The following is a 26,330-nucleotide window of genomic DNA, read 5'->3' on the forward strand; positions in this document are numbered from 1 at the left end:
CCGGGTCAGATCCCGGCGGTACGCCGGGTCAGCTCGCCGGTAGGTCGGGTTCTGGCTGGCGGGCCGGCTCAGCTCGGCGGCTTGACGACCGGTGCGGTGAGCCGGTCGACCGGCGAGGCGAGCGGGTCGGGCCGGTGCACGCCGCCGATGCCGGACCGCTCGGCGGCGATCTTGTCCTGCAGCCGCAGGATGCCGTGCAGCAGCGCTTCGGGCCGGGGCGGGCAGCCGGGCACGTACACGTCGACCGGGATCAACTGGTCGACGCCCTTGGTCACCGAGTACGAGTCCCAGTACGGGCCGCCGCAGTTGGAGCAGGCACCGAACGAGATGACGTACTTGGGTTCGGGCATCTGGTCGTAGAGCCGCTTGATCGCCGGTGCCATCTTGTCGGTGACGGTGCCGGAGACGACCATCAGGTCGGCCTGGCGCGGCCCGTGGGCGAACGGGATGACACCGAGCCGGATGAAGTCGTGCCGGCCCATGCTGGTGGCGATGAACTCGATCGCGCAGCAGGCCAGGCCGAAGTTGAACACCCAGAGCGAGTAGCGGCGACCCCAGTTCAGCACGAACCGGATCGGCTCACCGAGCACCGCCGGCACCTGCACCACCGCGCCGCCACCTCCTCCGGGTCGCTCCGAGTACGTGCGACCCAGTCAACCACATCACCCGCCCCGAGCCCGCGCATTCATCGGGCCACGTCCACAGACGACACGAAACGGGGCATCGCGGGGGGTAGTTGTGCAGTAACCTAAGCCAGATCGACGCTGGCGATCGCCTGGTCCGCCAAGGTCGCCTCCCCTCCCCGCCACTCCCCTGGACCGGTGAGCATCGTTGAGCAGGCAAGCCTCCCCGCTGGCTACGCACGCGAACCTGGGCAGCCTCCTGTCACCCGCCGCCTCCGCAACGACCGTCGGGGGCATCTCCTGGAGGCAGAAGCCCGGCCTCGACAAGGAAGGCCTGGTCCAGGTCCGGATCGCCATCAAGCATCTTGCGCCGTGCGTCCTGCGGATGACGGTCCATCCGCTGCGGCCGAGCGAGCCCTACCTGCAGTACCTCGTCGGCGCTGGTCGTGACGGGTTCTCGGCTCGGCGGCTATGCGTCAACCACACGCACCGGCCCATCGAGGGCACTCACAAGCATCGGACAGAGCCGGCGATTGGCGATGAAGTCGCCTATAAGCCTACGGACATCCCCGAGGTGCCGTTGGCACCTCGGGTCGCTCCGGGCGTCCACCGTGCGATATTTGAAGCGTTCGCGGCAGAGTGCTTCGTTGAACTGGGTACCGACTTCACCTGGGTAGAGCCGTGATGGGGGTGGCGATGAACAGCGAAACCGTCGTAGGCGCGATCTTGCGGGCGGTCAACGACCAGAGCGTCACCCAGGCGTACGGCGACGGCCTGCTCATCGACCTGCCGCTCACCTACGGCGACGGCGACGCGGTGCGACTCCTCGTGGAGCCGATCGGCGACGGTTACCGCGTCTCCGATCGCGCCACAGCGACCACTCTGCTGTCGATGGCCGGCGTCAAGTTCGACGATGGGCGCCCTGCGGAGGCGATCGCCGAAGCAGCCCGCCTGTCCGGGCTGAACGGCTTCGACGCCGTGCCCGGCGAGTTGGCTACCTACGGCTCCAAGGAGACGTTGGGCGAACTGGTCCTGGCCGTCGCGCAGGCGTCGATGCGGGTGGACCAGCTGCGATGGCTGGCGGTGAAGCAGCCGCCGGTGCGCTTCCCGGACAGAGTCGTCACCCGAATCAAGGCGTGGGCTACCAACGACGGTCGACAGGTGCGGCGCGAGGCACCGGTACGACTGACCTCAGGTCGGCAGCGGCCCGTCACCGTGCAGGTGTCGTCCGCCAACAAAGCCGCGTACGTGCAGGCGGTGAGCGGGCGCGACCAGGAGCAGGCCGCCGAGCACTGCTACCACATCTTCAGCCTGTCCGAGGTGCCCAGACAGCAGCGCATCGCAGCCCTTGACGGGACACAGGACGACTGGTCGGCAGCCATCGTCCGCGAGCTGGAGTCGGTGAGCGACGTGGAGTTCTTCGCCACCCCCCATAAGCTGGAGCAGCGCATCGACGCCGTCGTTCCGCCCCCGCACGCGCCGCTACTGACCTGACCCCCGGTCGTCGGACCACCACCGCGGACCCCGAGCCGGGTACAGCGGTGTGGGCTGCGGCAGCGCCGAGTCAGGTGGCCGGACCCTTGAACACTATGGTTGCGGCATGGTGGAACAGGGATGAGGCGGACACCCGCTCCCTTGAACGCGGTCGTCTCAGCTCAGATGCGCCGGATGCCCCGGGCACGGACCAAACCTGAGATGCTGCTACGGCGCGAGTTGCACAGGCGAGGCCTACGATTCCGGGTGAACCTCGCCGACCTACCGGGTCGACCGGACATCGTCTTCAGCAGAGTTCGACTTGCCATATTCGTCGACGGCTGTTTCTGGCACATGTGTCCAGCGCATTCGACCATGCCGAAAAACAATGCGGACTGGTGGAAAGCAAAACTGGAAAGAAATGTCGAACGGGACAGAGAAAAGGATCGACTGCTACTCACGATGGGTTGGAACGTCCTGCACATTTGGGAACATGAGGACACTGTCGCAGCTGCCGACAGGATCCAGGATCTTTGGCGCACGCTGCGGGACAACCTTGTCCACAGGCCGACGGGTCGCCTAACTGATCTTGGGGATCCTGTGGCATCCTGGTCGTCACCGACGACGTGACGGAGGACGCGGTGGCCGGAAGGGCTTGGTACGAGGTGTCGCCGTCGGCGGCACGACTGACGAGTTCTCTGCGGGACATCGGCTACGACTTCCAGACCGCGGTAGCCGACGTGGTCGACAACAGCGTTGCGGCCGGCGCCACCCGCATCGAGGTCACCATCGAGCATGAAGGTGCCGATTCACGTGTTCTCATCGCTGACGACGGACGAGGCATGTCGCCGTCCGGCCTCCTAGAGGCGCTGCGCTTCGGCACCCGTCGTGACTACGAGCGTGGCGAACTCGGGCGCTACGGTCTCGGCCTCAAGACCGCTTCGCTGTCCCAGTGCCGTCTCCTGACTGTCATCAGCCGTAGTTCGGCGGCCACCCCCCGCACCTGCGCGAGGGCACTCGACCTTGACCTGATCGGCGAGCTGGACCAGTGGGTCATCGTCGATCCCGCCAGCACGGAGCCGATGGTCGCCCGTGCCCGACAGTGGCTTGCAGAGGGAGCGGGAACGGTCGTGATCTGGCAGAACCTGGACAGGGTTCTCCCCGAGCGACGACCGGAGGGCGGATGGGCGCGGCGACGCCTCGAGACGCTGGCAACCCGGACCGCCGAACACCTCGGGATGGTCTTCCACCGCTTCATCGAGGGCGTGGGCGAACTGCCTGAGCTGGTCATCACTGTCAACGGGGAGAAGGTCGAGCCGTGGGACCCGTTCGCATCGCAGGAGCCTGCGACCGTTGAGCTTCCGGAGCAGCGGTTCGAGATCGAGTCGTCCGGAACCAACGGGAAGGTGGCGCTGCGAAGGTTCGTCCTTCCCGCACGGGACAAGTTCGCCGATCCGGCAGGGTTCGACCGAATGTCCGGTCCGCTCAAGTGGAACCGGCAGCAAGGGCTGTACATCTACCGCGCGAACCGGCTGGTCCAGTGGGGCGGCTGGGGAGGCATCCGGGGAATTGACGAACATACTAAACTTGCCCGCGCAGCTGTTGATTTCGATACCGACCTCGATGCAGCTTTCACGATCAATGTCGCGAAGATGAAGGTCAGCATTCCGGCTCAGCTCCGACAGTTGATCGAGCCGTCGGTCAATGAGCTCTGCATCCTTGCCGACGACGCGTACCGCAAGACGTCCCGCAGCGGGGACCGCGCTCAGGTCCCTGCCGATCTCCGCTCACCGGCCGAGGTACGAGCTGTCAGCCAGGCTGCAGTCCACGCCGGACTCGCTCTTCGGATGGCAGCGATGCAGGCTGACCAGTGGGCGCCATGGGAGCAGATCGAAGCTGTCCTCCGGCAGACCGCACCGGAGGTGGTGGAGCTGCTCGGGCTCGAACGGTAGCGCCGGTCAGAACAGCGGGTCCGACTGGGTCCTGGCCTCGACGCAGGTTTTGGCCAACGGACAGGCTGAACATACCGGCTCCTGGGGGCGACACAGGGTGTTCGCCAGATCGATCAGGCCGAGGTGGGCGCTGCGGGCGTCACTGTCGATGCCGATCATCCGGGCGACCTCGAGCCGCCCGTCGGTGAGCCGGTTCCGGCTTCCGACCGGAGTACCGCTGAACCGTGCGGCGACGCGCAGGACGCCCTTGGTGACGAGGACCGGCTCCTCAGCGTTGTCGTCATCGCCGGCGGGAACGACAAGGACGGCCAGGTCAGCGACGGACTCGTAGAGTCCGGGCACCCGCCGCAGGGCGTCGTCGTCGCGGAGCAGAGTCGGATCATCCGCCAGGGTGCGCGCAAGCTGGGCCACCGTGTCAGCTCGCGCCTCGCGGGAGATGAAGCGCCCTATTCTCCGCAGATCGTCCTCGCGCGTGACTGTGTCCTGAGGCTGCCGCCAGGTCTGCAGCATGCGCCACACCTGCCGGAGTACGTCAGGATGTGTCCTGTCGAGCAGGATCTCACCCTGGATAACCTGCCAGCGGGTCTGGGCCCGCAGCCACGGGATGCCGTTCACGTGTTCCCCGTCGAACCACTCGGCGAGCCCAGCAGCGATCTGCTGGGTGTTCACCTTCGCCGGAGTGGCGGCCTGCAGGGACGTCGAGATGGCGTTGGCCAAGTGCTCGCCGAGCATTGGGGGTACGGCGTTCCCGATCTGCTTGAACGCCGCTGACGGTGGCCCTGCGAACCGGAAGTCGTCGGGGAAGGTTTGCAGTCTGGCCGCTTCACGGACGGTTATGGTGCGATGCTGCTCAGGATGGATGTACCAGTATCCGTCCTTCGCGATGTGCGCCGTGATGGTGCGGGACAGCCCGTGCATGTCGAGCCGCTTGTACTTGTCGTCGAAGATGTCGTCGCGGTACCGCTTCATCTCTGCGGGCAGGTCGGAGTAGCGGGTAGTCGCGTCCATGAGCCGGAACGCCTCAAGGTCATCCTCGCGGACTGGACGGGTGATGTGGTCGAAGACCCTTGCCTCGTCCTCCGGTGCCACCTTGCGGCGCATCCGTCGCTGGAAGTCCGTCCTCGGCCCGGCATAGTCGGCCCAGCCATCGGCGCCACCAGCCGGACGCCAGCCACCCTCCACCTCAGGCAGGTCACCGATGGCGTTCCAGACAGTGGGCCGCTCCGGAGACTCGGCGGGCCACTGGAATGAGATGCCGTCCCTCAGCGCCACCAGGATGAGTCGCTGCCGGAACTGTGGGACGCCGTAGCGCCAAGTGTCGACGGCCCGCTCCTCGACCGCGTAGCCGAGCGACTCCAGCTCGTGCACCATCGTCCGGAGGATGAACATCTCCTTGTCGAGGGCCATGTCCGGCACGTTCTCCATCAGGACCGCAGGCGGACACGCCAAGCGGATCACCTCGAGGAAGGACCGCCACAGGTCACGGCGCTCGTCGTATGGGTCCCGCAGGCCGTTGCGGACCTTGTGTCGGATCATCGACCGACCAGCCTTGGAGAACGGCTGGCAGGGCGGGCCTCCGGCAAGCAACTCGACGCCGGCGCGCTTGACCAGGTCGGCAACCTCCCGGATGCGCTCGGGGTCGCCGAGGTCCCAGTTGACGCTCAAACCGGCGTGATGGTGACGGTGGGTCTCGACCGCCTCCGGGTAGTGGTCGACGGCAAGGACTACCCGGTAGCCGGCTTCCTCCAAGCCAAGGCTGAGCCCGCCAGCACCGCTGAACAAGTCCGCAGCGAGCCGCTCGCCACGGCTACGGGCCTGCTCCGCGTACGTGAGCATCGCATCGGGCTCGTCGCATGCGTCCGGATGCTTCGGCAACTGGACGAACGGCCCGCGGATAAGCCTGACGGCATACGCACCCCGCTTGACGGAAGGATCACGTGTGGGCGGAGAGTAGTCCTCGTCGGCGGCAGGCACGACAACGCACACTACCGTCAGAAGGCCAGCGTTCCCAGCGCCGACGCGGTCGCCGTCGGGCACGCCCAGGAGCTACAGCACGTCGAACCGCCGACCGAGAAGTTGTCAACGGCAACCCGGACAGAATTCGCGACGAGCTCCGGTTCCTCCGCAACCGTTCAGCCAGGCAGACCTGGTCCTACGGGATGGGCCAGGCTAACGGCAGTGACGCAGAGACTCCACCGACGATGGCGGTCCCGAGCCTCTTCCCTATGCTGGATGTCTTCCCACGCGGTCGGCCAACTCAACGACGTGGCAGGCCGCTCGGCCCCCGGAGTGACCATGTCCGCTGTCAGCACCCACCCTGGTGTTCCAGTCGGGCAGGCGTCGGCTCCCCGTACGTTGACGGAGGTGCGCGATGCGTGAGTCGGACGTCGATACCTACGCCTACAACCTCCTCGAGGAGGTAAGGGCACTAGCGGAGACGAACGACTCCGATCCACAGGAGGCGTTTGCCAGCGTGATGCTCGAGCAGCTCGCCGGAGATGGGCTGACCGAGGATCCGGCAGTCGTACGATTTAGGGACCACGGCGTAGAGGTGAGCGGCTTCGGCGTGACATCGGATAACCGCAGCCTAGATCTCTTTATTACGAACTACAGCCCGAGAGCTGACCATGCCCACAAGATCAATCGCACTGAGATCGAGGCCGCCTTCCGGAGACTCGAGAACTTCGTCTCGCGCAGCCTGTCAGGAGCGCTTGCCAGGAAGGATCCCTCCTCGGAGGTTACTGGGCTGATCCGCCGCGTGGTAGAGAGCTACCCAAGGGTCGATCGGGTTCGGTTCTTACTCATCACTAATGCCCGGAGCGTCACGAAGGATCCGATCGTTCCGATACAGCTCCATGGCCGAGCTGTCACGCGTGAGGTCTGGGATCTCCGCCGGTTGGCGAACTGGACCACATCTGGCAGCCGCGCAGAGCCCATCATTGCCGAGTTTCCGGCAGGCCTACCATGCCTCGGCACACCGAACACAACGGACGACTACTCGGTTCTCCTTACAATCGTCCCCGGAGTCGACCTGGCCGAGCTTTACGCACGCCATGGCGCTCGACTGCTTGAACTGAACGTTCGCTCTTTCCTGCAGGTACGTGGCGCTGTGAACGCAGGAATTCAACGCACCTTGCGAGAATATCCCGAACGCTTCCTGGCCTACAACAATGGCATCGCAGCAACAGCCTCTGCCGTGGACTTCGACGAAGGCGGCCCCGATCAGCAGCGAAGAATTCGCCGCATTTACGATCTCCAGATCGTAAATGGAGGACAGACAACAGCATCCATTCACCACGCGCGTCGCACGACCGATATAAGTTCGGTGCTAGTGCAAATGAAGCTAACCGTGGTGTCGCCTGAGCGGCTTGACGAGATCGTTCCACGAATTTCCGCTTACTCGAACACCCAGAACAAGGTAACCGCATCTGACCTTAAGGCAAATTCCGGCTTCCACGTCGATGTCGAACGGATCATGCGGACACTGTGGGCACCACCAGGACCCACCCACGACAACGATACCCACTGGTTCTATGAACGCGCCAGAGGCCAATACGCGAACGCCCTGGCAGCCGAATCGACTAGATCTCGCCAGAAGATATTCAAGGAAATTAATCCCGCAAGTCAGAAAATTACTAAATCTGAGTTGGCAAAATACGAAGCATCGTGGGCAATGCTTCCCCAGCAGGTATGCCTAGGGGCAGAGAAAAACTTCACACTGTTCTCCGAATGGATCGATCAACGGCAACCACTTGTAGATAAGGATTACTGTCAACGCCTCGTCGCCAAGGCCATCCTCTTTCGACAAGCAGATCGGCTTGTAGCCCGACAGAACTTCGGCGGGTACAAAGCAAACATCGTTGCGTACACTGTCGCAAAGATCGCCCATGCCACTGGATCAAGAGTAGACCTCGACCGAGTCTGGCGCGAACAAGCAATAACCCCAGCTCTCACTGAGAGCTTAACTGAGATCTCCATCCTCGTTCAGAAGATAATCACATCTCCTCCTGGCAGTAGCACACACGTTGGCGAATGGACAAAAAAGGACGAGTGTTGGGAGGCTGTTCGCGACATCGACTGGGTTCCACCCCCAACGCTCAATGCCGAACTCACGCCGCTGGACAGCTATACCGACGACGTCAGGGCACTGCGCGACTCACAAGCTGGCGACTGGCAGGACCTAGCAGCCTGGGGCGCGAGTACAGGCACCTTTGATGACCAGCAGCGAGCGGCGGTCCGTGACGTCGCTCATGCCCTAGCACAGGGCAATATCCCTGCAGGGAAACAGTTGCGCGCAGCTTCCCGACTTATGGGGCTCGCCCTAGATGGAGGGTTTCGGCCTAGCCAACCACCCAACCGCAGCAGCGAAGCCGCGAGGAGAGCATAATGACTTGGACCAGTGAAGTCCCAACGGATGGAACGGTCGAGCTTCGGCCCGACCCTCGCGCTTTGGACTCACTGGGGCGCAACCACTCACTCGAGACCGCATTGGCAGACCTGGTAGACAATAGTATCGACGCCGGAGCACGCAACGTCTTAATTCGCTTCATCCGAAGCGGAGCGCAACTGATCGGCCTATACGTCGTGGACGACGGCCGTGGATTAACCCCGGGCCAGATCGATTCTGCGATGACGATAGGCGGTCGACGCACCTACCGTGACGGCGACCTAGGCCGGTTCGGAATCGGGCTCAAGGCCGCCTCGTTCAGCCAAGCTGCGAGCCTGACCGTCCTTAGCCGTGCCGCCGGACATCCTGCCGTTGGTAGACGTTGGTTACGAGAGGGCAGCACGAGCTTTCTGTGCGATATCGTGCCGACGGACTTCGCCGCAGCCGAGCTTGACCGTCGTTGGGTCTTCAGCACGACACCATCGGGTACAGTTATCCGATGGGACCGAGTGCACGGATTTCCAGCAACGAGCGACGACAGCAGGGTCACCACATTTTTAACACGTTCCATCAACCATATCCGCGGCCACTTGGGATTAACGTTTCACCGCCTACTTGGCACAGAACAAAGAAGGATATTAATTGACGTCGAAGACGTCAATGATACGGCCGGAAGCTCAGCGGAGGTCGCACCAATCGACCCATTCGGCTATCCTAGGCCCGCTCCGGGGTGGCCTCGCACGCTTACTGCCGAAACAAACGGCACGCGCCTCAATCTAGTGTGTCACATCTGGCCCCGAAGGTCGAATGAGCCGGAATACAGGCTTCCTGGAGGGGCGGAAAATAGACAAGGTCTATATTTCTACCGGCGAGACCGACTTCTTCACGCCGGCGGCTGGGAGGGGATACATGCTACCGACAAGAAGCTGCAGCTTGCCCGGGCAAGTATTGATATTGACGGAGACGTCGCCGGTCTAGCTTCCATGAATCCCGAGAAGTCCCGGGTAACCGTAGGTCCAGACTTCGCTCGGGCTATAACTGCGGCCAAGGCGCCCGACGGAACTACAATCACCGACTATCTACAGGCCGCAGAATCAGTTTGGTCTACTACTAACCGACGAGCTACGGCCCAACGTAGCGCGGTCCTCCCTCCCGGCAAAGGGCTCCATCCTAAAGTCGCTCGCGAGATCGTCGACGAGCTACCACAATTGAATGAATCGCCACTCAATATAATTTGGGCGAGATTCGATAATGAGAGTTTCTTCGAAGTAGATCGTGCCAACAGCACATTGCGGCTTAACAACCGCTACCGGACCGCAGTCCTCGGCGGACGTCGCGGCGGACTAAATGATGCACCATTACTGAAAAGCATTATTTTCCTATTAATGGAAAACCTGTTCCAAGGCTCACACCTCGGGGCGCGCGACCGAGACAATATCGAGCTCTGGCAGCAAATTCTCACCATCGCCGCCATGGCTGAGCTCGACACGTATACGAGGCAAGCATGACTGACGTGCAGCGCCATCTCAGCGGCGACAGTTTCGCTAAATACATCGCCACCGGCCTGAGGCTTGATCACCCGATTCAGGGTAAGCCTCGGGTGATCCTCTTCTTTGATCCTGAACGTCACCGAATCGGTCTGCGGGCGCCGGCTCACAGGAACGAGGAAGGCCTCAGCACGGGTCTAGAGCACCTAAGAATGTCGATCGTGCACTACAGTGGCCGTCGAATGGTAGAGGTTGCCGTAACTGAGCCGCGGCTCTTTCTCGATGCGTACCCAGTTCTCTGCGGCATCGCAGATCGATCACAGCTGGACGGGATGACCGTTAGCCAAGCCATGCAGGTGACGCTACGACGACTAGGCCACCTGATCCGATCCGAGCAAACGCTGACCCGTGAGGTGGAGACCGGACTGCTCGGCGAACTCGCTCTACTCGCCGGACTAGCGAACACGATGAGTCCGGATGCGGCAATCTCTGCTTGGCGTAGAGGCACCGAGGAACACGACTTCGGCCTTTCGGAATTTGATGTTGAGGTAAAAAGCACAACGTCCGAGAGTCGCACACACCGCGTCTCGTCACTCACTCAGTTACAGCCTACCGCAAACCGTCCTCTATGGCTGCTCTCGTTGCAGATTACGGAGGCCGGAACAGCCGGCGTCACGGTGGCCCAACTTATCGCAAAGGTCCGCAGCAGTTTTACCACCGTAGCAAACCGGGAAGACTTCGATTTACGCGTCCGTACGGCAGGCTGGCGACATCGTTATGAACATGGTTCGCTACAACGCTGGCGCCTACGTAACGAACCTGCGACGTTCCAAGTCGCAGGAGACTTCCCTCGACTCACTCCCACACTCCTCGCAACCGCTGGCGCCGACCTACAAGCGATCACCAATGTAAGTTACCGCGTTGACCTCACCGGCAGGTCTAGGGACCAAGCGCCAAGTCTACTGGATTGTGCCGTAAAGGCAGGAGAACTGGAGCTTCAATGAGTGACACATTAGTCACTGCCTACAGTGCCGCTCTCGAGGCTATGTCTCGCACCGGGCCTAAAAGCCTCCACCCATTGGCTGCGTTGCTGGGTGATGGCAACTTGGCGGACGGTACGGCGCTGCTTGCTCACCTTCAGAATGCAGGTCCGGAGGACGCACTTCGCCACCAATTCGCACATGTTCTCGGAGGCTGGGACCAAGCCGCCACCGACGCAACTTGGGCGGCGGGAACTTCTCCCGGCACAGCGGAACGCCGCAGCGCCATCCTTGATTCACTCAATCTGGACACCGCTACTCGGAAGCTCTTCGCCGACCGTTTCCCATACGGTGCCAATATTGCACCAATTGTCATCGCAGATGATTGGGAGGAATGGCGAACCGAGCAGCGGCGCCACGAACATGATTTCTATTGGCCCCACTATCGAAAGTTTCTGCTCGACAAAGGTTGGCATTCGGGGGCGGTGACTGGGCTCGATCTTGCAACCGAGGAGGTAGTACGCCGGCTGTCGGACCCAACTCGAGGCAAAGCATACCAGGCAAAAGGGCTAGTAGTAGGCTATGTCCAGAGCGGCAAGACTGCCAACTTCACTGGGGTTATAGCGAAGGCTGTCGACGCTGGATACCGTTTGGTCCTAGTACTGACAGGGACTACAAATATGCTACGCGCCCAGACGCAGCGCCGCTTGGACATTGAGCTACTAGGGCGCGAGAATCTCGAACTCGAGATATCAGCTCACGATACGCATGGTCACGAATATCAGGACGATCCTGATTGGCTCGGAAATCGCTTTATACGTCACGGCAGCCGCCCTTCCGACGCAGGATTTCCGGATATCCGACGGCTCAGCACTCATGCTTGGGATTATCGCCGCTTAAGGCAGGGGTTCTCCGCGCTTGAATACCACCGTCATGACCGCTCAAGGCGACTTTTCGAGCCGGTGAACCTGTTCACCAGCGACGCCCGCCTGATCGTTGCGAAAAAGAACAAGAACATCCTTGAGGATCTCGTAGCGGACCTAGGCAGGATCAGTGATCGTCTCGGTGAGGTTCCGGTGCTCATAATCGATGACGAGTCGGATCAAGCCTCGATCAATACCACCAGTCCGAAGAAGTGGAAAGCTGACAGCCGTGAACGCACTGCCATCAATCGACTAATTGGCAAACTACTGCAGATGATGCCCCGCGCACAATACGTCGGCTATACAGCAACCCCTTACGCAAATGTCTTCGTAGACCCGTCCGACGTCGAGGACATCTTTCCCCGAGACTTCCTAGTCTCGCTCCCACGCCCGGTTGGATACATGGGCGCTGAGGACTTCCACGATTTCGATGCGGATCCCCTATCTGATAATCGCGGATCTTCCGATTCTCAGGAACGCCGCCACGTGCGTCTACTCAGCGAAGAACCGGATGACGGCGAGCTTCGCGCCGCGCTGGACATGTACGTACTGACGGGCGCCGTGAAGTTGCACCGCCAGCGGCTGGGGCAGGCAAGCTACCGCCACCACACCATGCTCGTCCACGAAGCCATGGGACGTGACACGCATAGGGAGGCAGCGGCGACGATTAACTTCTTGTGGAATAGCGGCGACTACCATGGTCCGTCGGGCTTGCGTCGCCTTCGCCGCCTGTACGAAACCGACATACTCCCTGTCAGCCAGCATTCCGCACCACAATTGGCTACGCCGACCAATTTCGACAGTCTACGGGCTGACGTCAGTGCAGCAGTCGGCAAGATCAGTCCTCCCGATCGGGATGCCGGCCCAGTTATCGTCGTTAACAGTGATCCCGAACTCGAACGCCAACAAGAAAGCCTTGACTTTGACCGTCGACCAATTTGGCGCATTCTTGTCGGTGGCAATAAGCTTGCCCGTGGGTTTACCGTCGAAGGCCTTACTGTGACGTACTATCGGCGCACGACAGCCCAGGTCGACACATTGATGCAGATGGGCCGGTGGTTCGGTTTTCGACCGCATTATCGAGATCTGGTTCGTCTTTACACGACGGAAGAACTACACAGCATGTTTGCTGCAGCGTGTCGAGACGAGGAGTTTTTGCGTACTGAGCTCCGACGGTACGCCCAGCCTATTGACGGCAAGGCACAGATTACCCCACGACAGATACCACCGCTGATCGCCCAACATCGCCCCGATCTACGTCCCACCGGCCGTAACAAGATGTGGAACGCTCGACTCGTGGAGCGCAGTTCCCCAGGCGAGCCCATGGAGCCTGTCGCTTACCCTCACCCCGCCGGCAGAAACGCACGTATAACACTGGACAACAACAAGCTCTGGAGTCCCGTACTGGCCAGCGCCATCAGTCTTGAGGAGTTCAAGACGGTTAGGGTATCCAGTGTTAATGGTGCGCCTTTGGTGCAGGAAACTGGTACCTACTTTGATTCTAAGGTAGCCGAGGTCGAGCACGCCGAGATGCTCAGCATTCTGAGTTCACTCCATTGGAGCAGTCCAGATACCTTCCAACCCGAACTCGCCTGGCTCAGCAACCTCCGTACCGACCAGCTCAACCGATGGATAGTCATTTTCCCATTCCAGACGTCGAACCGTGGGATCGTCCAAGATGTCATGAGTCACGGTCCGTTCAGCATATTTAAACGCGCATGGACGCCGTCCAAAGGCTCGTTGAGAGCCGTTAGTGAGTCACGCCATCGCAATGCCGCCAATCGAATTGCCGGGATATCCACACCGGTCCCCGACCCAGCGGCAGATTCACTCAACAAGCCGGGCACAGGCGCACTGATCATGTATCCGTCCGTGGAGGACACAAGTCGTTATGTCGACAAGCCCGCCCCGGATGACCAGATAACGCTTGCGTTTCATCTTGTGACTCCCATGAGCACCATGCCATTGAATGGCAAGTTGATCAAGTGGCAGACTCGCAGCAGCAGAGACCCAATGGCAGTGGTAGTAGACGCATAAAGGACATGCTGGGAGTTCATTGTCTGACGAATTGAGCAACCATCGTCCGGCTGCGTTGCGTTGAGCAGCACGCGACGCAGAGCGCGACGGTGGTTGGCTCCTTAGTAGACCTCGGAGCCCAAGCCGCGTCGAAGCTGCTCTACTACCGCGATCGCTTCCTCCTCCTCGACGTCGTCATGCCACTGTAGGCGCCAGGCGGATCCGGGAGCGAGAGCGGCGTCGAGTGCGCGCGCGGCTACGTCCCGCAGCTCAGGGCTGGCCTGGATGCACTCCTGCCCTTCCAGGAACCGAGGGCTGTACGCCGACGTGGAGACCGGCTTGCCGGTGAGCGCCTGGAGGACCACAGCTGCGGCCGCGATGGCGCGAGCCGCGTCCTCTGCGGAGCCGACTCCGACGGGCGACGTCACCTCTGCGAGTGCCACGCGCGTCAGCTCGGCACGCTGATCAGGATCGGCGTCCTCCAGGGCGGCGCACCACTCCACCGCTTCATCGTTGTCGAACGGGCCTACCTGCCAGGTCGCCATCGTCCCTCCCTCGAACGCATGTAGACCCAACCACATGTTGGCGGCGGTCAAGCGAGGGTGTCTCCCGCACCCGCCCATCTCGGTCACACCAACTTGCTCCGGCGAGCCGTTCTTCCAAGATCTACAACTCCGCGGTATAGTTCTGCCATGTCTGATCTGCCAGAAGAGCCAGCCGTGGACCGTACGTCGGTGGAGCTCTTCGCTGGCGGCGGCGGTCTAGCCATGGCCGTCCACGGAGCGGGCTTCCGCCCCCTACTGGTCAACGAGATGGTCCGGTACGCCTGTGACACGTTGAAGCTCAACGCCGCCACGACGCGCGGTGAGGTTGAGTGGCTCCCGACGCGCCAGGACCAGTGGCCGCTGGTCGAGGGTGACGTACGCGAGGTCGACTTCGGCTACCTGTGGGATCGCGTCGACCTCCTCGCGGGAGGTCCTCCCTGCCAGCCCTTCAGCCTGGGCGGCGTCGCCAAGGGCGACGAGGACAAACGCAACATGTTCCCGGAGATGTTCCGCGCGATCCGGGAAATCCAGCCCAAAGCCGTGATCTGCGAGAACGTACGCGGGCTACTCCGTCCGTCGTTCCGTCCGTACTTCGACTACATCGAACGGGAGCTGCAGCTCCCGTTCGAGGAACGCGACGAGACCGCGTCCTGGCAGGAGCACGACGAGATCCTCCGTCGCCGACTCGGCGAGACACCTTCCGACCCGAAGCGGCGCTACCAGGTGCGAACCTTCCCGGTAAACGCCGCCGACTACGGAGTGCCACAAATCCGCAACAGGATCATCCTGGTGGCCTTCAGGTCCGATCTCGGGGTCGACCTCGACCGCTTCGAGTATTCGGTCAGACCGACGCATTCGGAGTCGGCCCTGGCGCGGACGATGCTGGATGGGACCTACTGGGATCGGCATCCAAGAGTGCCCAGCCATGTCCGCCGGCGCGTCATGTCGCGGCTGTCCGGTGCGATCACCATCGCTGACGGCACTCTCCCCTGGCGCACGCTACGCGACGCGATCGCTGGCACCGATGGCCAGCCGCCCCTACCTTCGGTGCCCTGGGATCGACTCGACCGACAGGAACATCTGCTGGGGGGGGTCACCGACCACATCGGCTGGCCCGGTGCGCGAATCTACGCCGGCCACACGCCGAACGAGCTCGACCGGCCGGCGAAGACCGTCAAGGCTGGCGTGCACGGTGTACCCGGTGGGGAGTCCGTCATGCTCACAGACGATCTAGACCCCTCGGCGGACGCCTACCGACACCGATACATGACCGTACGAGAGACAGCTCGGGTGATGACGTTCCCCGACGACTGGAAGCTCGCTGGGCCTCGCGGTGAGCAGATGCGACAGCTCGGCAACGCCGTCCCCGTGGTTCTCGGCGAGTTCTTCGCCCGCAAGATTGCCGACGCGCTTGACGAGGCCGACCAGCAGCCATGACCGAGGATCTCCAACAGTCCGATCATCGTTGGGCCGACAAGCTCCCGAGCGCACGTGCGTGGAAGGGCCGAAAGGGTCGGAGTCGGCAGTCGGTCGTCGCCGAGCAGGATCGCGCCGCCGGCGGACACGACCGGCGATGGGTGGATCTTGACGACGGGCGCTGGGCCCGCGCGTCGGTGGAGCTCAAGCTGCTGCCCAAATCCAGGCGCATCCGTGCGTATCTCCGTTGGTCCGACCGCGGCAAGTCTCCCGCCCGCTACCTGGGCGAGGTCAGTCACGCCACCAGGGCAGAAAACCTCGCCGAGGGTTGGCGGCTCGCCTGGTCGCGTGAGCTGCTAGCGGTGAAGGAGACCGCAAGCGACACGTCCTGGGCGTCCAGCCCAGCCGTCCAGGCGATCATGCGGGCCAACAAGGGACGTGACACCCGCCCCGAGAGGAAGGTTCGCTCACTCCTTCACAAGGCTGGCCTGCGGTACCGGGTCAACTTCCGGCCTGTCCCATCGGTCCGCCGCACTGCCGACATCGCGTTCCCACGAGTCCGCGTCGCCGTGTTCATCGACGGCTGCTTCTGGCACGGTTGCCCCGATCACCACCGGCCATCACAGCGCAACGCTCAGTTCTGGCGGGAGAAGATCGAGGGCAACCGGGTACGCGATCGAGAAACCGACCGAATCCTTGCCGAAGCTGGCTGGACGGCAATTCGCGTCTGGGAACACGAGGACCCGAGCGAGGCCGCCGACCGAGTCATGGCCGCTGTGGCACGGTTAGGGTGAGAGTCTGGGACGATCCTGATCAGCCTCAAGCGCAGACTCATCTTCGACAGGCATTTCGTCATCCGTAGCGGTCGTGAAGCTACCCTGTGCGATCTGACCAAGATCATCCAAAAAGTCCGCAAGGATCGACTCAAGCGTCCGATGCGGCGGCAGTCGCGATAGATGTTCAGTAATTTCGCTCCTGATCTGGCTCTCCGACTTTTGATCATCAACCAGGCTGTCAGCCCAGCGCCTGCCAGGGTGGAGGGTGTCCCACGGCGACCGCTTGTTTGCCCGAGTTTTCGAACTGTCCCCGTGCTTGCCGATTCCGAAGCAGATCCTCATTTCGCTATTCCAGATCGGCTTGAAAAAGTTGATCAGATACTGCTCGGCTGCGCGCTGGTAACCCGTCTGAACGATCAAAAATCGACAGGAAAAGTCCTCGGCTCGCAGGGTTGAAGTTGCTTTTTCGATGCTCTTCCGATGTTCGTTAAGCCGGTCGAATAAACTCGTCCCTTGCTCGACGGCGTTCTTTGCCTCGGCGCTTTTTGGATCAGCTTTGCCGACGTAGATCGGCTGTTCGGTATTGGCGAGACCAGAATACGCGTCGAAGGACCCCTTGTAATAGAGCGCATAGACACCGGCGCCGTAAAAGGGCCGGAGCTTGGTCAAGGGGTGGCGGGGCTGGGCAATCGTCGTGAGCGCCACAACACGGCCGGTCGTCTCCGGCGCGCTGGGGTCGAAGATGCTACTCGGCCGCAGGGTCGGGTCAAGGCGGCTGACGGCAAGTTCGAGGCGAGCCACCTCCGCCGCCAGGGCCTCGCGCAGCGAGTTCCGAATGTTGACCCTGTCCGGAGGGGTAGCAGTCTCCAGCTCGTCGACCAGCGCCGCGAGTTGCTTGACTATGCTTTGGCTGCGGTTGTTGCGATTCTTTGGAAGTGGCACGGTCCGAGGCTACCCCAACCTGATGCGGCATCGTGACCCCTGCGCCTCGTGCCTCGATACCCGCCTCACCGATCAGGATTGCGTTGCGAACTCGGTCGCCTCGGCGAGGATCTCGTCTAGCTCCGCGTCGGACAGGTCGCCCTCAGAGAAGATTTTGTACATCGTTGCAGCCTGAATTTTAGTGACCATCTCTGGTGTCAGGTCATAATCGACAGCCGGGTCAAGAACCGACCTGATCAACGCTTCCGCGCCAGTCGGATCAACGTCTGGGCCACCATGGCTCAAGTCCTCGCGCAGCGCGGCGACGAATCTAATGATCTCACCAGCAGGCGCATCCTCGCTGAATCTGCGGTCGACGGCGATGAAGAACAGGGAGGCAAGGAAGCGCGGAAACCCGTCCCAGCCGTCGCGGTCCAGCCTGGCTTCGATCTCGTCGTTCAGATCGTTTTCTCCTCGGACCAGGGTACGGATATACATAGGCAGATCGGGATGTAGGGTCATTGCGACCGCTTCCTTTCTCGGCGTTTCTTTGCACCTTGCCAGATAGACCTAGCAGCAACCGCCATTGCGCCGGCTGCCATTGCGGCAGCTGTGATCGGATTGTCCACCTCGACACGGTCAACGCCGTGCGCAGGCTCGACTTTCACAGGGTTTGAGCTGGTCGCACCCGGCGGCTCCGGAAGACTCTTGAAGATCGCCTTGGCGTGTGTCTCGGCATTCGCGAAAGCATCTTGAATGTCGTCCGCCTTCTGAACTTGACGATTCCAGAAGGCATCCTGCCGACGGCGTCGACGATCAGAGTCCGACAACAGCGACTCGCCCGAGGGCATACCCGACGGCTCGTCGAAGTCGGCCGCAGGTGCGACTCTTGCGAAGTACGCCTGGTAGTGCCGCTGCGCTCGATCGAGTAGATTGGCATATCTGCCTGCTTTGGCTGCGGCCGTTTGTGCTTCCGACGCCGCACGACTGATGTTCGGGTTAGCGGACCCCTCGGACAGCTGGAAATACAACTTGTAGGCTTCGTCAAAGTCCGCCTTGGCCCTCATCGCTGTCACAGCGGCTTCAGCCAACTGGTCCTTGGCTCGTCGCATTTGCGCAATGACTTGCTCCATGCCGGCTGACATCAGAGCGCGTCCCGGTAGGCGTTGGCCAGCTCGACTGCAGCGTTGACCCTGCTGAGCACCCGGTCGACCTCATCGTCAGCCGCCTTGAGGGCCGCTGCTGCCTTCTCGATGTCGTCATCGGCGCTGTCCTGCACCGTGTGCAGCGCCAGGGCGGTACCTTGCGCGCCCGTCCCGGTGGCCTCCTCGAAACCTGCCTTCCCCTGCATCATCAGGGTCCTGGCACGGTTGAGGTCACTCTTGATGTCATCGACGGTCATGTCAGCGGCGCTCAGCCAAGCAAGCTGCTGTAGTTGCGGGTCGCCTCGCCGGCACCATGGACAAGGTATGTCGCATCATTGAGGAGCTTCTTGCTCTGCTCGCAGCGGCTGATCGCCTCGCCAATGGTGGGGTGACCGGTGCCCGCCGCAGCGGCGCGCAGGTTGGCGATCATGCGATCGAGAGCGTCGACTGCTGACCGAATCTGCTGGACGGTGGCATTGCCGTGCTGACCTGCTTGCGCCAGCCCTGCCTTGACTTCCTGGATGCTGGACATGTTGCCGCCTCCCGATGTCCCGCTCGGCTTTCGCCGCGCCGGTCGAGCCTATCGAAGCCGGTCATCCTGCTTCCTGCCCTGTCGTCGACAGTGTCAGGAAACAGTCACTTCGGTTCGGCGACGAAGACGCCAACGCCGGGAAGAGTCTCGGTGAGGCCCTTCACCCGCAGGTTCTGCATCGCGCGGTCGATGACAGGCTCGGTCACGTCGTAGTACTCGGTCAGCTCCCGTCTGCTGGGCAGCCTCGACCCGGGCGGGAACTCTCCCGCCCGGATACGTTCTTCCAGCTCGTCGGCAATCTGCTCGTATCGGTAACGCGGTGGCAAGGTGGTCCCTCCGGTCGGCAGTAAAAGTCAACCACCATCGACTGGCCCTTGACTACCCAAGGGGACCTATGGGAGCTTGAATCGCGCCTCCCTCCGGTCGGCAAACCTGGCAGGGACGCAGAGGAACACCCAGACCGCCACGGGTGCTCCGGTCGGGGCGGTCAGCGGGTAACGCCGTTGGGCGTCCCGGCCCCGAAGGTTTGCCCTGGTCGCCGTACTGCCGAGGAGGGCTGCGGCGATCGGGGTGGGGGTGGCCCCGCCGGGATCGGCAAGCGGCAGGGCCACCCCCCGTCCAGGCACACCCACGACACCGCGAGGCCCGAACACCAGCAGCGAAGGAATGGGGAGGAAGACGTGATGCGAGAGCTCTGGCGACGCTGGCGGCTGCGCCGGCAACGCCGCAAGATGGCCGGCGCGCCACCACGCGACTGGCCGAACGGCAGCGGCGGCTACCGCGTACCCGCCGATGGTCGCGGCCGCAACCAGCGGCCTGCCGCGTACCGGCCGATCCGGCCCTGGCAGATCCGCAGCCACCGCTTCCCGACCGTCACCCGCAAGGCCCACGGACCCGGCCTCGACCCCGGCGAAGTCGCCGCCTTCCTCGAACGGGTCGCCCACGACCTCGGCGTCGTCTACGCCGAGCTTGACCGCACCTACGAGCAGAACGACCGGATCAAGGACGCGCTCCGCCGCTGGCAGACCAGCCAGGCCCGCGCCGCGCAGGCCACCGTCAACCTGCCCGCCTGGACCGGTGCCGGCACCACCACCAGGTACGCGGGGCAGTCGTGACCCACGACCCGACCCCGCACCACACCGTCACCGTCGTCAGCTGCCCCCGCTGCGACGGCAGCCCCGCCGCAGCGTGCCCGCGCTGCGGCGGGGCCGGCAAACGCCGCGCCCAGTTCGTGCTCACCGTCGCCAACATCGACACCGCCGCCGTCGCGTCGGCGAACGTCGTACCCGGCGCGGTCACCCCGACCCGCACCGACGACGGCCGCTTCTGGTGCCTCGACCTGGCACCCGTCGTCGACGACCTCGCCGCCCAGGTCGGCGCCGCCCACGTCTACGACCCCGAACTACCCGGCGAACCGATCTTCGCCCCGTGGGCGGAGCTGCCCGCCGGCTGGCAGCCCGACCTGCCCGACCACCAACGCCACTCCCTCGAAGCCGGGCCGATCGCCGGCGAAGGCTACGAACCATGGCGAATCTGGTACGGCCGCACCGCCGCCCCACCACCACCCGACCCGGCCCGCCGCCTCGGTGAACTCTGCGAAACCGCCGAACTGCTCTGCCTCGACCTGGTCGTCGAAGCCCGGCGCGACTCGTTCGCCCCCGACAGCGACCGCTTCCGCTGGGACGTCCGCTTCGAACTGCCCGGCAGCCCGGTCCCCGCCGGCACCGGCCGCTACGGCAGCTTCGCCGAGGCCGCCACCCGGGTCAGTGTCGCCCGCGCCTGCTACCAGCTGGTCGACCGCGGCCAGCACGCCCCCGCCCACTACGTCACCCCGCGCCCGGCCAACGGCATCAGCCTCGGCCCGCCGCCGGTCGACGTCGACCAGCTCGAACGCCGCATCGTCGCCGACTGCACCGCGCTGCTCACCGGCGAACCGACCCCCGGCGCGCACGCCATCTGGCGCGACGGCCGCTGGTGGCACACCACCCTGCGGACCGCCAGCACCGACACCAGCACCAACACCGACGCCGGCACCGATACCGCCGTCCGGCTGGTCCGCTCCTGGCAGCCACCCCCACCATCGTGGCAGGGACCACCGATCCCGCACCGGCACTGCCCCGACTGCACCCACCTGCCCCACTGGGAAGACTGCGACTGCGAACCGATCGGTGGCTGCCGCACCTGCGGCGGCAGCCACCGCATCTACCAGGGTGCGACCGTCACCATCGCCGCCGGCCGCCGCCGGGTCCGGCACCTCAACTGGCCGCCCCTCGGCGGTACGCCGCCAGCCACACCGCCGTGGATCGGCTACCACCCCAACGGCAAGGCGATCCACCAGCTCCCACCCGACTACCAGCTCACCCACCATCTCACCGAACTCGGCCTCGACCCGACCGAGCTGGCCACCCTCGACGGCCTCACCATGCACCTGCGCGACCACGAACTGCTGCACGGCTACGCCACCGTGCACCGGCCCGGCGGCGACCCAGTCACGGCGTACCTCGAAAATGTCACCAACGGGCACCCCGGCGGCCGGATCCTGCTGCGCGCCACCCCGCCGAAGGTGCCGCCCCTGGCCACAGTGGTCAAACTGGCGTACGCCCTCGGTCTGGCCCTGATCGTCTCCGTCGCCGACCACCGCCGCAACGACGGCATCCCGTACCAGGTGCAGGGCCTGCGCTGGGGGATCCGCTTCGCCCCACCCGACACCACCACAAACTTCGACCGCTGGAACCCCGGGGCACACCAGCCCAGCCTGCCGAAGGCGATCGCGCAAGCCCTGGAGTTCCTCCCCAACGCCACCGACCAGACCGTGCCCGCCGACCCGACCACCCCGATCCCGGTGCCGACCAACCTCCACAACAATCCAGGTGAGCCCGACAGCGCAGGCGATGCCCAGCCCGACAACGGCCTACCCGACCCGGTGCCAGCGCTCACCGCACTCGCCACCCACCACCCCGGCACCGCCGTCACCGTCCTGCTCACCCCACAGCGATGCGAAGTCCACCTGCCCGACGGCCCGCACCACACCAGGCTGATCGCCACCGCCGCCACCCTCGACGGAGCAGTCACCACCGTGACTGCCGACATCTGACCCGACGCCGCCGGATCGGCGCCACCAGCGGGAGACCGCGCCGACCCCACCCGCAGGCGGGGCAGTCACCAGTCACCGTCATCGACTGCCCCGCCTGCACCAAACCACCGCCGGCTCCCGCCCCTCCACCGTCCTCACCGGGCCGGAGCCTCCCAGCAGCCCACTCCCCCTCACTCTTGAGTCGGATTCGCGACCAGATCGACAATCGGGGCAGCGAAGCATGCCGGTGTGCCGGCAAGCTCTGCCGGATGGCCCGCCCCGTCAAGGTGCCCCGCGAGTTGACCGTCGAACCGTTCGCCGGCAGCCAGGCAGTCGCCGCCGGCCTGCTCACCAAGCGGATGCTCGCCGGCCCGACCTGGCGCCGCCTGCTCCACGACGTCTACGTGCATGCCGACGCGTACCACCCGAACGACCACCGGATGTGGTGCCTCGCCGTCGCGGTCCGTCTCCCACCCGTCGCGACTATCTACGGACTGAGCGCCGCCTTCCTCTGGGGCGTCGACTTGCTGCCGCACAAGGGCACGGTGCCAGCACCCGTGCACGTCGCCGTACCGAGCAAGGCTCGACCGGACCCGCACCCCCGCATCCGGTACGCCAACCTGGCCCTCGACTGGGAGCATGACGTCACTTCCCTCACCGGGATACCCATCACCACCGGGGTCCGGACCGCCTTCGACCTGGGTAGGAGGCTGCCAAGGGCCGACGCGCTCGTCGCCCTGGACGCGCTCCTGCGCCGCCGGACCTGCACCAAGGCCCAACTGTCGGCGTACGTCGACGCCCACCCGGGGCTACGGCAGGTCAAGCAACTCCGCGACCTGCTGAACCTCGCTGAGCCGTTGAGCGAGTCACCGATGGAGAGCCGGCTCCGGCTGCTGCTGCACGACGCCGGCCTGCCGAAGCCCACCCCGCAGTTCAAAGTCGTCACCCCGACGACCAGCTCAACAGACTCAACAGGTAGCGGGAAGTTCATCGCCCGGGTCGACCTCGCGTACCCGCAGTGGCGCATCGCCATCGAGTACGAAGGCGACCATCACCGGGAGCAAACCACCTTCCGCAAGGACGTGTACCGGTTCAACGCTTTGCGGGCCGCCGGTTGGCTGGCGCTACGCTTCACCGCCGACGACGTACTCCGGCGAAGCGAACAAATCCCCCAAACAGTACGGCAGGCGATCGCCGAGCGGGCCGGGTGACCGCGTCTAGTGGAGGGCTGGGGTACGTCATTCTCCCGGAGTTACGTACCCCAGCCCTCCACTCGCGGGTCTCACCCGCCGTACTGCGGCGGGTACCAGGCGGCGGCCTTCATGTCGACGAAAACGCCGTCGGCGCGCAACGGGCAACCCTCGGCACGCAACAAAGCCCGAGCGCGCTCCTCATGTCCCGGCGGCAGCCGGCCGGCCGACGTCACCACCCGGTGCCAGGGGACGGCAGAGCCGTGCCGCGCCATGATGTTCCCGACCAGGCGGGCAGAACAACGCCGACTGCGCTCAGAAAGCGCGTCGGCGACCGCGCCGTACGACATGACCTTCCCAGGTGGGATGCGTTCGACGAGCGCCAGCACTTCCTCCACGTACTCCTGCGGGGTCACGCGCGCCACGATATGAGATCTCGCGCCAGGCGTCGCCGGGCAGGGAAGCAGAATGGGGATCGTGCGTGCCGCAGTTACCCAGGCGAAGCGGGTCGTCGTCAAGATTGGCTCCTCCTCCCTCACGACAGCGGGCGGCGGCCTGGACGGCGACCGGGTCGACGCCCTCGCCGACGTCCTCGCCTCCCTCACGGCGCAGGGCAGGGAGGTTGTGCTCGTCTCCTCCGGGGCGATCGCGGCCGGGCTCGCGCCACTCGGGCTGACCCGACGCCCGAATGACCTGGCCACCCAGCAGGCGGCGGCCAGCGTCGGGCAGGGGCTGCTGATCGGCCGGTACGCCGCCAGCCTGGCCCGGCACGGTCTGACGACCGGCCAGGTGCTGCTCACCGTCGACGACGTGACGAGGCGGGTGCACTACCGCAACGCGTACCGGACGTTGCGCAAGCTGCTCGACCTCGGCGCGATCCCGATCGTCAACGAGAACGACACCGTCGCCACCGACGAGATCCGGTTCGGCGACAACGACCGGCTGGCCGCCCTGGTCGCCGCCCTGGTCCACGCCGACCTGCTGGTGCTGCTCTCCGACGTCGACGCGCTCTACACCGGCGACCCGGCGAAGCCGGCCAGTGAACGGATCACCGAGGTACGCGACGCCGCCGACCTGGCCGGGGTGGCGATCGGCAAGGCCGGGCGGGCCGGGGTCGGCACCGGCGGCATGGTGACCAAGGTCGAGGCGGCCCGGATCGCCACCGGCTTCGGTATCCCGGTGGTCCTCACCGCCGCCCCGCTCGCCGCCGAAGCACTGCGCGGTGAAGCGGTCGGCACCCTGTTCCACCGGGTGGAGCGCCGGCCCGCTGCCCGGCTGTTCTGGCTGGCGCACGCCACCGCACCCCGTGGCCGACTGCACCTGGACCCCGGCGCGGTGCAGGCGGTGGTGGCCCGCCGCAAGTCGCTGCTGCCGGCCGGGATCACCGCCGTCGACGGCACCTTCACCGCCGGCGACCCGGTCGACCTGGTCGACGCGGCGGGTGCGCCGGTGGCCCGTGGGCTGGTCAACTACGACGCGGTGGAGTTGCCGACGCTGCTGGGCCGGTCCACCGGCGAGCTGGCCGCGGCGCTGGGGCCAGGATACGAGCGGGAGGTCGTGCACCGTGACGACCTGGTGCTCCTATGACCACACGACATTCGAGTGACCACACGACATTCGAGGAGAAGCTGACCATGAGCGTGACCGAGCAGGCCAAGCGGGCGCGGGTGGCCGCCGACGAGCTGGTCACCGCGACCCGGGCGGCCAAGGACGCCGGGTTGCTGGCGATGGCCGATGCGCTCGTCGCCCGTACCGCCGAGATCGTGGCCGCGAACGCGGCCGACCTGGACGCCGGACGGGCCAACGGCCTGTCGACGGCGATCCTGGACCGCCTCGCGCTCAATGAGAAGCGCATTGAGGACATGGCGCAGGCGTTGCGGGAGATGGCCGGGCTGGCCGACCCGGTCGGCGAGGTGGTGCGCGGTTCGACGCTGCCGAACGGTCTGGAACTGCGGCAGGTGCGGGTGCCGTTCGGGGTGGTCGGCATCATCTACGAGGCGCGGCCGAACGTGACCGTCGACGCCGCCGGGATCTGCCTGAAGTCGGGCAACGCGGCGCTGCTGCGCGGCTCGTCGTCGGCGGCGCACTCCAACGCGATCCTCGTCGAGGTGCTGCGGGACGCACTGGCCGGCGTCGGACTGCCGGCCGACGCGGTGCAGCTGCTGGACGCCTCGTCGCGCGACTCGGTCAAGGAGCTGATGCGGGCGCGCGGCCTGGTCGACGTGCTGATTCCGCGCGGCGGGGCGGACCTGATCCGCACCGTGGTCGAGGAGTCGACGGTGCCGGTGATCGAGACCGGCGTCGGCAACTGCCACGTGTACGTCGACGCCGCCGCCGACCTGGACAAGGCCCTCGCCGTGGCGGTCAACTCGAAGACGCAGCGGCTGTCGACCTGCAACACCGCCGAGTCGCTGCTGGTGCACGTGGACGTGGCGGCGGCGTTCCTGCCGAAGCTGCTGAAGGAACTGCGGAACGCGAATGTGACCGTGCACGGCACCCCGGAGGTCGCGGCGTTCTCGGCCGACGTGGTGCCGGCCACCGACGACGACTTCGCCACCGAGTACCTGTCGGCGGACATCTCAGTCGCCGTCGTCGACTCACTCGACGCGGCGGTGACGCACATCAAGCGGTACGGCACCGGGCACACCGAGGCGATCGTCACCGACTCGGCGAGCGCCGCCCGTGAGTTCGTCGCCCGGGTCGACGCGGCCGCGGTGATGGTGAACGCGTCGACCCGGTTCACCGACGGCGGGCAGTTCGGCTTCGGCGCGGAGATCGGCATCTCCACGCAGAAGCTGCACGCCCGTGGGCCGATGGGGCTGCCGGAGCTGACCTCGACGAAGTACGTGGTCACCGGCGACGGCCACCTGCGCGGGTAACCCCACCCGACG

General features: G+C 64.6%; 25 protein-coding genes. 15 read left to right on the plus strand and 10 right to left on the minus strand.

The window, feature by feature from the left end; translation table 11 throughout:
• Positions 1-68: 68 nt before the first annotated feature.
• Entirely contained in the window at positions 69-605 is a 537-nt protein-coding gene (locus O7610_RS18435; RefSeq protein WP_281555732.1) for an NADH-quinone oxidoreductase subunit B, read from the minus strand.
• A 226-nt stretch (positions 606-831) separates the two neighbouring features.
• Between O7610_RS18435 and O7610_RS18440 the strand changes: the two genes are divergently transcribed.
• The 4 genes from O7610_RS18440 to O7610_RS18455 all read left to right on the plus strand — a co-directional run bounded on the left by O7610_RS18440 (position 832) and on the right by O7610_RS18455 (position 4,048).
• Entirely contained in the window at positions 832-1,308 is a 477-nt protein-coding gene (locus tag O7610_RS18440; protein ID WP_281567227.1) for a hypothetical protein, read from the plus strand.
• 11 nt (positions 1,309-1,319) lie between these two features.
• Positions 1,320-2,117, plus strand: coding sequence for a hypothetical protein (locus tag O7610_RS18445; protein ID WP_289211409.1), 798 nt, complete (start codon positions 1,320-1,322; stop codon positions 2,115-2,117).
• A gap of 165 nt (positions 2,118-2,282) precedes the next feature.
• Positions 2,283-2,726 carry a very short patch repair endonuclease gene (locus tag O7610_RS18450; RefSeq protein WP_289213640.1) on the plus strand — a complete coding sequence of 148 codons (444 nt, stop codon included), beginning with the start codon at positions 2,283-2,285 and terminating at the stop codon, positions 2,724-2,726.
• Complete coding sequence (locus O7610_RS18455) at positions 2,723-4,048, plus strand: ATP-binding protein (RefSeq protein WP_289211410.1); 1,326 nt, start codon at positions 2,723-2,725, stop codon at positions 4,046-4,048. The genes O7610_RS18450 and O7610_RS18455 overlap by 4 nt, the downstream gene beginning before the upstream one ends.
• Positions 4,049-4,054: 6 nt before the next feature.
• Here O7610_RS18455 and O7610_RS18460 read toward each other — a convergent pair whose 3' ends face one another.
• Positions 4,055-6,085: a DNA cytosine methyltransferase gene (locus O7610_RS18460; protein WP_289211411.1), complete on the minus strand. Its 2,031-nt coding sequence runs from the start codon at positions 6,083-6,085 to the stop codon at positions 4,055-4,057.
• Between the two features lie 334 nt (positions 6,086-6,419).
• On the opposite strand from O7610_RS18460, the gene O7610_RS18465 reads away from it, so the two are divergent.
• The 4 genes from O7610_RS18465 (at position 6,420) to O7610_RS18480 (ending at position 13,862) form a co-directional block, all read left to right on the plus strand.
• Complete coding sequence (locus O7610_RS18465; protein WP_289211412.1) at positions 6,420-8,435, plus strand: AIPR family protein; 2,016 nt, start codon at positions 6,420-6,422, stop codon at positions 8,433-8,435.
• Positions 8,435-9,943 carry an ATP-binding protein gene (locus tag O7610_RS18470; RefSeq protein WP_289211413.1) on the plus strand — a complete coding sequence of 503 codons (1,509 nt, stop codon included), beginning with the start codon at positions 8,435-8,437 and terminating at the stop codon, positions 9,941-9,943. The genes O7610_RS18465 and O7610_RS18470 overlap by 1 nt, the downstream gene beginning before the upstream one ends.
• Positions 9,940-10,926: a PD-(D/E)XK motif protein gene (locus tag O7610_RS18475; protein ID WP_289211414.1), complete on the plus strand. Its 987-nt coding sequence runs from the start codon at positions 9,940-9,942 to the stop codon at positions 10,924-10,926. The genes O7610_RS18470 and O7610_RS18475 overlap by 4 nt, the downstream gene beginning before the upstream one ends.
• A 74-nt stretch (positions 10,927-11,000) precedes the next feature.
• The gene (locus tag O7610_RS18480) at positions 11,001-13,862 is read left to right on the plus strand and encodes a Z1 domain-containing protein (protein WP_289211415.1); all 2,862 of its coding nucleotides are present in this window, start codon (positions 11,001-11,003) and stop codon (positions 13,860-13,862) included.
• Between the two features lie 101 nt (positions 13,863-13,963).
• On the opposite strand, the gene O7610_RS18485 is transcribed toward O7610_RS18480, so the two are convergent.
• On the minus strand, positions 13,964-14,386 hold the full coding sequence (locus O7610_RS18485) for a DUF4259 domain-containing protein (protein ID WP_289211416.1): 423 nt from the start codon (positions 14,384-14,386) through the stop codon (positions 13,964-13,966).
• A 189-nt stretch (positions 14,387-14,575) separates the two neighbouring features.
• On the opposite strand from O7610_RS18485, the gene O7610_RS18490 reads away from it, so the two are divergent.
• Together O7610_RS18490 and O7610_RS18495 are read left to right on the plus strand one after the other, a co-directional pair.
• On the plus strand, positions 14,576-15,823 hold the full coding sequence (locus O7610_RS18490) for a DNA cytosine methyltransferase (protein ID WP_289211417.1): 1,248 nt from the start codon (positions 14,576-14,578) through the stop codon (positions 15,821-15,823).
• Positions 15,820-16,596, plus strand: a complete 777-nt coding sequence (locus tag O7610_RS18495) for a very short patch repair endonuclease (protein ID WP_289211418.1) — start codon at positions 15,820-15,822, stop codon at positions 16,594-16,596. The genes O7610_RS18490 and O7610_RS18495 overlap by 4 nt, the downstream gene beginning before the upstream one ends.
• Here the strand turns inward: O7610_RS18495 and O7610_RS18500 are convergent.
• The 6 genes from O7610_RS18500 to O7610_RS18525 all read right to left on the minus strand — a co-directional run bounded on the left by O7610_RS18500 (position 16,588) and on the right by O7610_RS18525 (position 19,502).
• Complete coding sequence (locus O7610_RS18500) at positions 16,588-17,520, minus strand: Eco29kI family restriction endonuclease (RefSeq protein ID WP_289211419.1); 933 nt, start codon at positions 17,518-17,520, stop codon at positions 16,588-16,590. The two genes, O7610_RS18495 and O7610_RS18500, sit on opposite strands and share 9 nt — an antisense overlap.
• Positions 17,521-17,592: 72 nt before the next feature.
• Complete coding sequence (locus O7610_RS18505; RefSeq protein WP_289211420.1) at positions 17,593-18,021, minus strand: hypothetical protein; 429 nt, start codon at positions 18,019-18,021, stop codon at positions 17,593-17,595.
• Positions 18,018-18,644 carry a hypothetical protein gene (locus O7610_RS18510; protein ID WP_289211421.1) on the minus strand — a complete coding sequence of 209 codons (627 nt, stop codon included), beginning with the start codon at positions 18,642-18,644 and terminating at the stop codon, positions 18,018-18,020. Before O7610_RS18510 ends, O7610_RS18505 begins: the two co-directional genes overlap by 4 nt.
• Positions 18,644-18,901: a hypothetical protein gene (locus O7610_RS18515; protein WP_289211422.1), complete on the minus strand. Its 258-nt coding sequence runs from the start codon at positions 18,899-18,901 to the stop codon at positions 18,644-18,646. The genes O7610_RS18510 and O7610_RS18515 overlap by 1 nt, the downstream gene beginning before the upstream one ends.
• Positions 18,902-18,912: 11 nt before the next feature.
• Positions 18,913-19,176 (minus strand): hypothetical protein, encoded by a 264-nt coding sequence (locus O7610_RS18520; protein ID WP_289211423.1) that lies wholly within the window; start codon positions 19,174-19,176, stop codon positions 18,913-18,915.
• Positions 19,177-19,280: 104 nt separating this feature from the next.
• Positions 19,281-19,502, minus strand: coding sequence for a winged helix-turn-helix domain-containing protein (locus tag O7610_RS18525; RefSeq protein WP_289211424.1), 222 nt, complete (start codon positions 19,500-19,502; stop codon positions 19,281-19,283).
• 357 nt (positions 19,503-19,859) lie between these two features.
• On the opposite strand from O7610_RS18525, the gene O7610_RS18530 reads away from it, so the two are divergent.
• The 3 genes from O7610_RS18530 (at position 19,860) to O7610_RS18540 (ending at position 23,460) form a co-directional block, all read left to right on the plus strand.
• The gene (locus O7610_RS18530; RefSeq protein WP_289211425.1) at positions 19,860-20,291 is read left to right on the plus strand and encodes a DivIVA domain-containing protein; all 432 of its coding nucleotides are present in this window, start codon (positions 19,860-19,862) and stop codon (positions 20,289-20,291) included.
• Positions 20,288-22,270: a hypothetical protein gene (locus O7610_RS18535; RefSeq protein WP_289211426.1), complete on the plus strand. Its 1,983-nt coding sequence runs from the start codon at positions 20,288-20,290 to the stop codon at positions 22,268-22,270. The genes O7610_RS18530 and O7610_RS18535 overlap by 4 nt, the downstream gene beginning before the upstream one ends.
• Positions 22,271-22,518: 248 nt before the next feature.
• Complete coding sequence (locus tag O7610_RS18540; RefSeq protein ID WP_281567217.1) at positions 22,519-23,460, plus strand: DUF559 domain-containing protein; 942 nt, start codon at positions 22,519-22,521, stop codon at positions 23,458-23,460.
• A gap of 71 nt (positions 23,461-23,531) precedes the next feature.
• Here O7610_RS18540 and O7610_RS18545 read toward each other — a convergent pair whose 3' ends face one another.
• Entirely contained in the window at positions 23,532-23,855 is a 324-nt protein-coding gene (locus O7610_RS18545; protein ID WP_289211427.1) for an MGMT family protein, read from the minus strand.
• 61 nt (positions 23,856-23,916) lie between these two features.
• Here O7610_RS18545 and proB point away from each other — a divergent pair, with 61 nt between their 5' ends.
• Entirely contained in the window at positions 23,917-25,026 is a 1,110-nt protein-coding gene (proB, locus tag O7610_RS18550; RefSeq protein ID WP_289211428.1) for a glutamate 5-kinase, read from the plus strand.
• A gap of 47 nt (positions 25,027-25,073) precedes the next feature.
• Positions 25,074-26,318 (plus strand): glutamate-5-semialdehyde dehydrogenase, encoded by a 1,245-nt coding sequence (locus O7610_RS18555; RefSeq protein WP_281551934.1) that lies wholly within the window; start codon positions 25,074-25,076, stop codon positions 26,316-26,318.
• The last annotated feature ends 12 nt before the right edge of the window (positions 26,319-26,330 follow it).

Origin of the sequence: Solwaraspora sp. WMMA2065, from assembly GCF_030345075.1 — a bacterium.
Lineage (GTDB): Bacteria > Actinomycetota > Actinomycetes > Mycobacteriales > Micromonosporaceae > Micromonospora_E.

Excerpts from the sequence above, each read along its gene's own strand:
- O7610_RS18445 (WP_289211409.1), top strand. The coding sequence starts at position 1,320 with ATGAACAGCGAAACCGTCGTAGGCGCGATCTTGCGGGCGGTCAACGAC.
- O7610_RS18450 (WP_289213640.1), top strand. The coding sequence starts at position 2,283 with ATGCGCCGGATGCCCCGGGCACGGACCAAACCTGAGATGCTGCTACGG.
- O7610_RS18465 (WP_289211412.1), top strand. The coding sequence starts at position 6,420 with ATGCGTGAGTCGGACGTCGATACCTACGCCTACAACCTCCTCGAGGAG.
- O7610_RS18470 (WP_289211413.1), top strand. The coding sequence starts at position 8,435 with ATGACTTGGACCAGTGAAGTCCCAACGGATGGAACGGTCGAGCTTCGG.
- O7610_RS18475 (WP_289211414.1), top strand. The coding sequence starts at position 9,940 with ATGACTGACGTGCAGCGCCATCTCAGCGGCGACAGTTTCGCTAAATAC.
- O7610_RS18485 (WP_289211416.1), bottom strand. The coding sequence starts at position 14,386 with ATGGCGACCTGGCAGGTAGGCCCGTTCGACAACGATGAAGCGGTGGAG.
- O7610_RS18495 (WP_289211418.1), top strand. The coding sequence starts at position 15,820 with ATGACCGAGGATCTCCAACAGTCCGATCATCGTTGGGCCGACAAGCTC.
- O7610_RS18505 (WP_289211420.1), bottom strand. The coding sequence starts at position 18,021 with ATGACCCTACATCCCGATCTGCCTATGTATATCCGTACCCTGGTCCGA.
- O7610_RS18510 (WP_289211421.1), bottom strand. The coding sequence starts at position 18,644 with ATGTCAGCCGGCATGGAGCAAGTCATTGCGCAAATGCGACGAGCCAAG.
- O7610_RS18515 (WP_289211422.1), bottom strand. The coding sequence starts at position 18,901 with ATGACCGTCGATGACATCAAGAGTGACCTCAACCGTGCCAGGACCCTG.
- O7610_RS18520 (WP_289211423.1), bottom strand. The coding sequence starts at position 19,176 with ATGTCCAGCATCCAGGAAGTCAAGGCAGGGCTGGCGCAAGCAGGTCAG.
- O7610_RS18530 (WP_289211425.1), top strand. The coding sequence starts at position 19,860 with ATGCGAGAGCTCTGGCGACGCTGGCGGCTGCGCCGGCAACGCCGCAAG.
- O7610_RS18540 (WP_281567217.1), top strand. The coding sequence starts at position 22,519 with ATGGCCCGCCCCGTCAAGGTGCCCCGCGAGTTGACCGTCGAACCGTTC.
- O7610_RS18555 (WP_281551934.1), top strand. The coding sequence starts at position 25,074 with ATGAGCGTGACCGAGCAGGCCAAGCGGGCGCGGGTGGCCGCCGACGAG.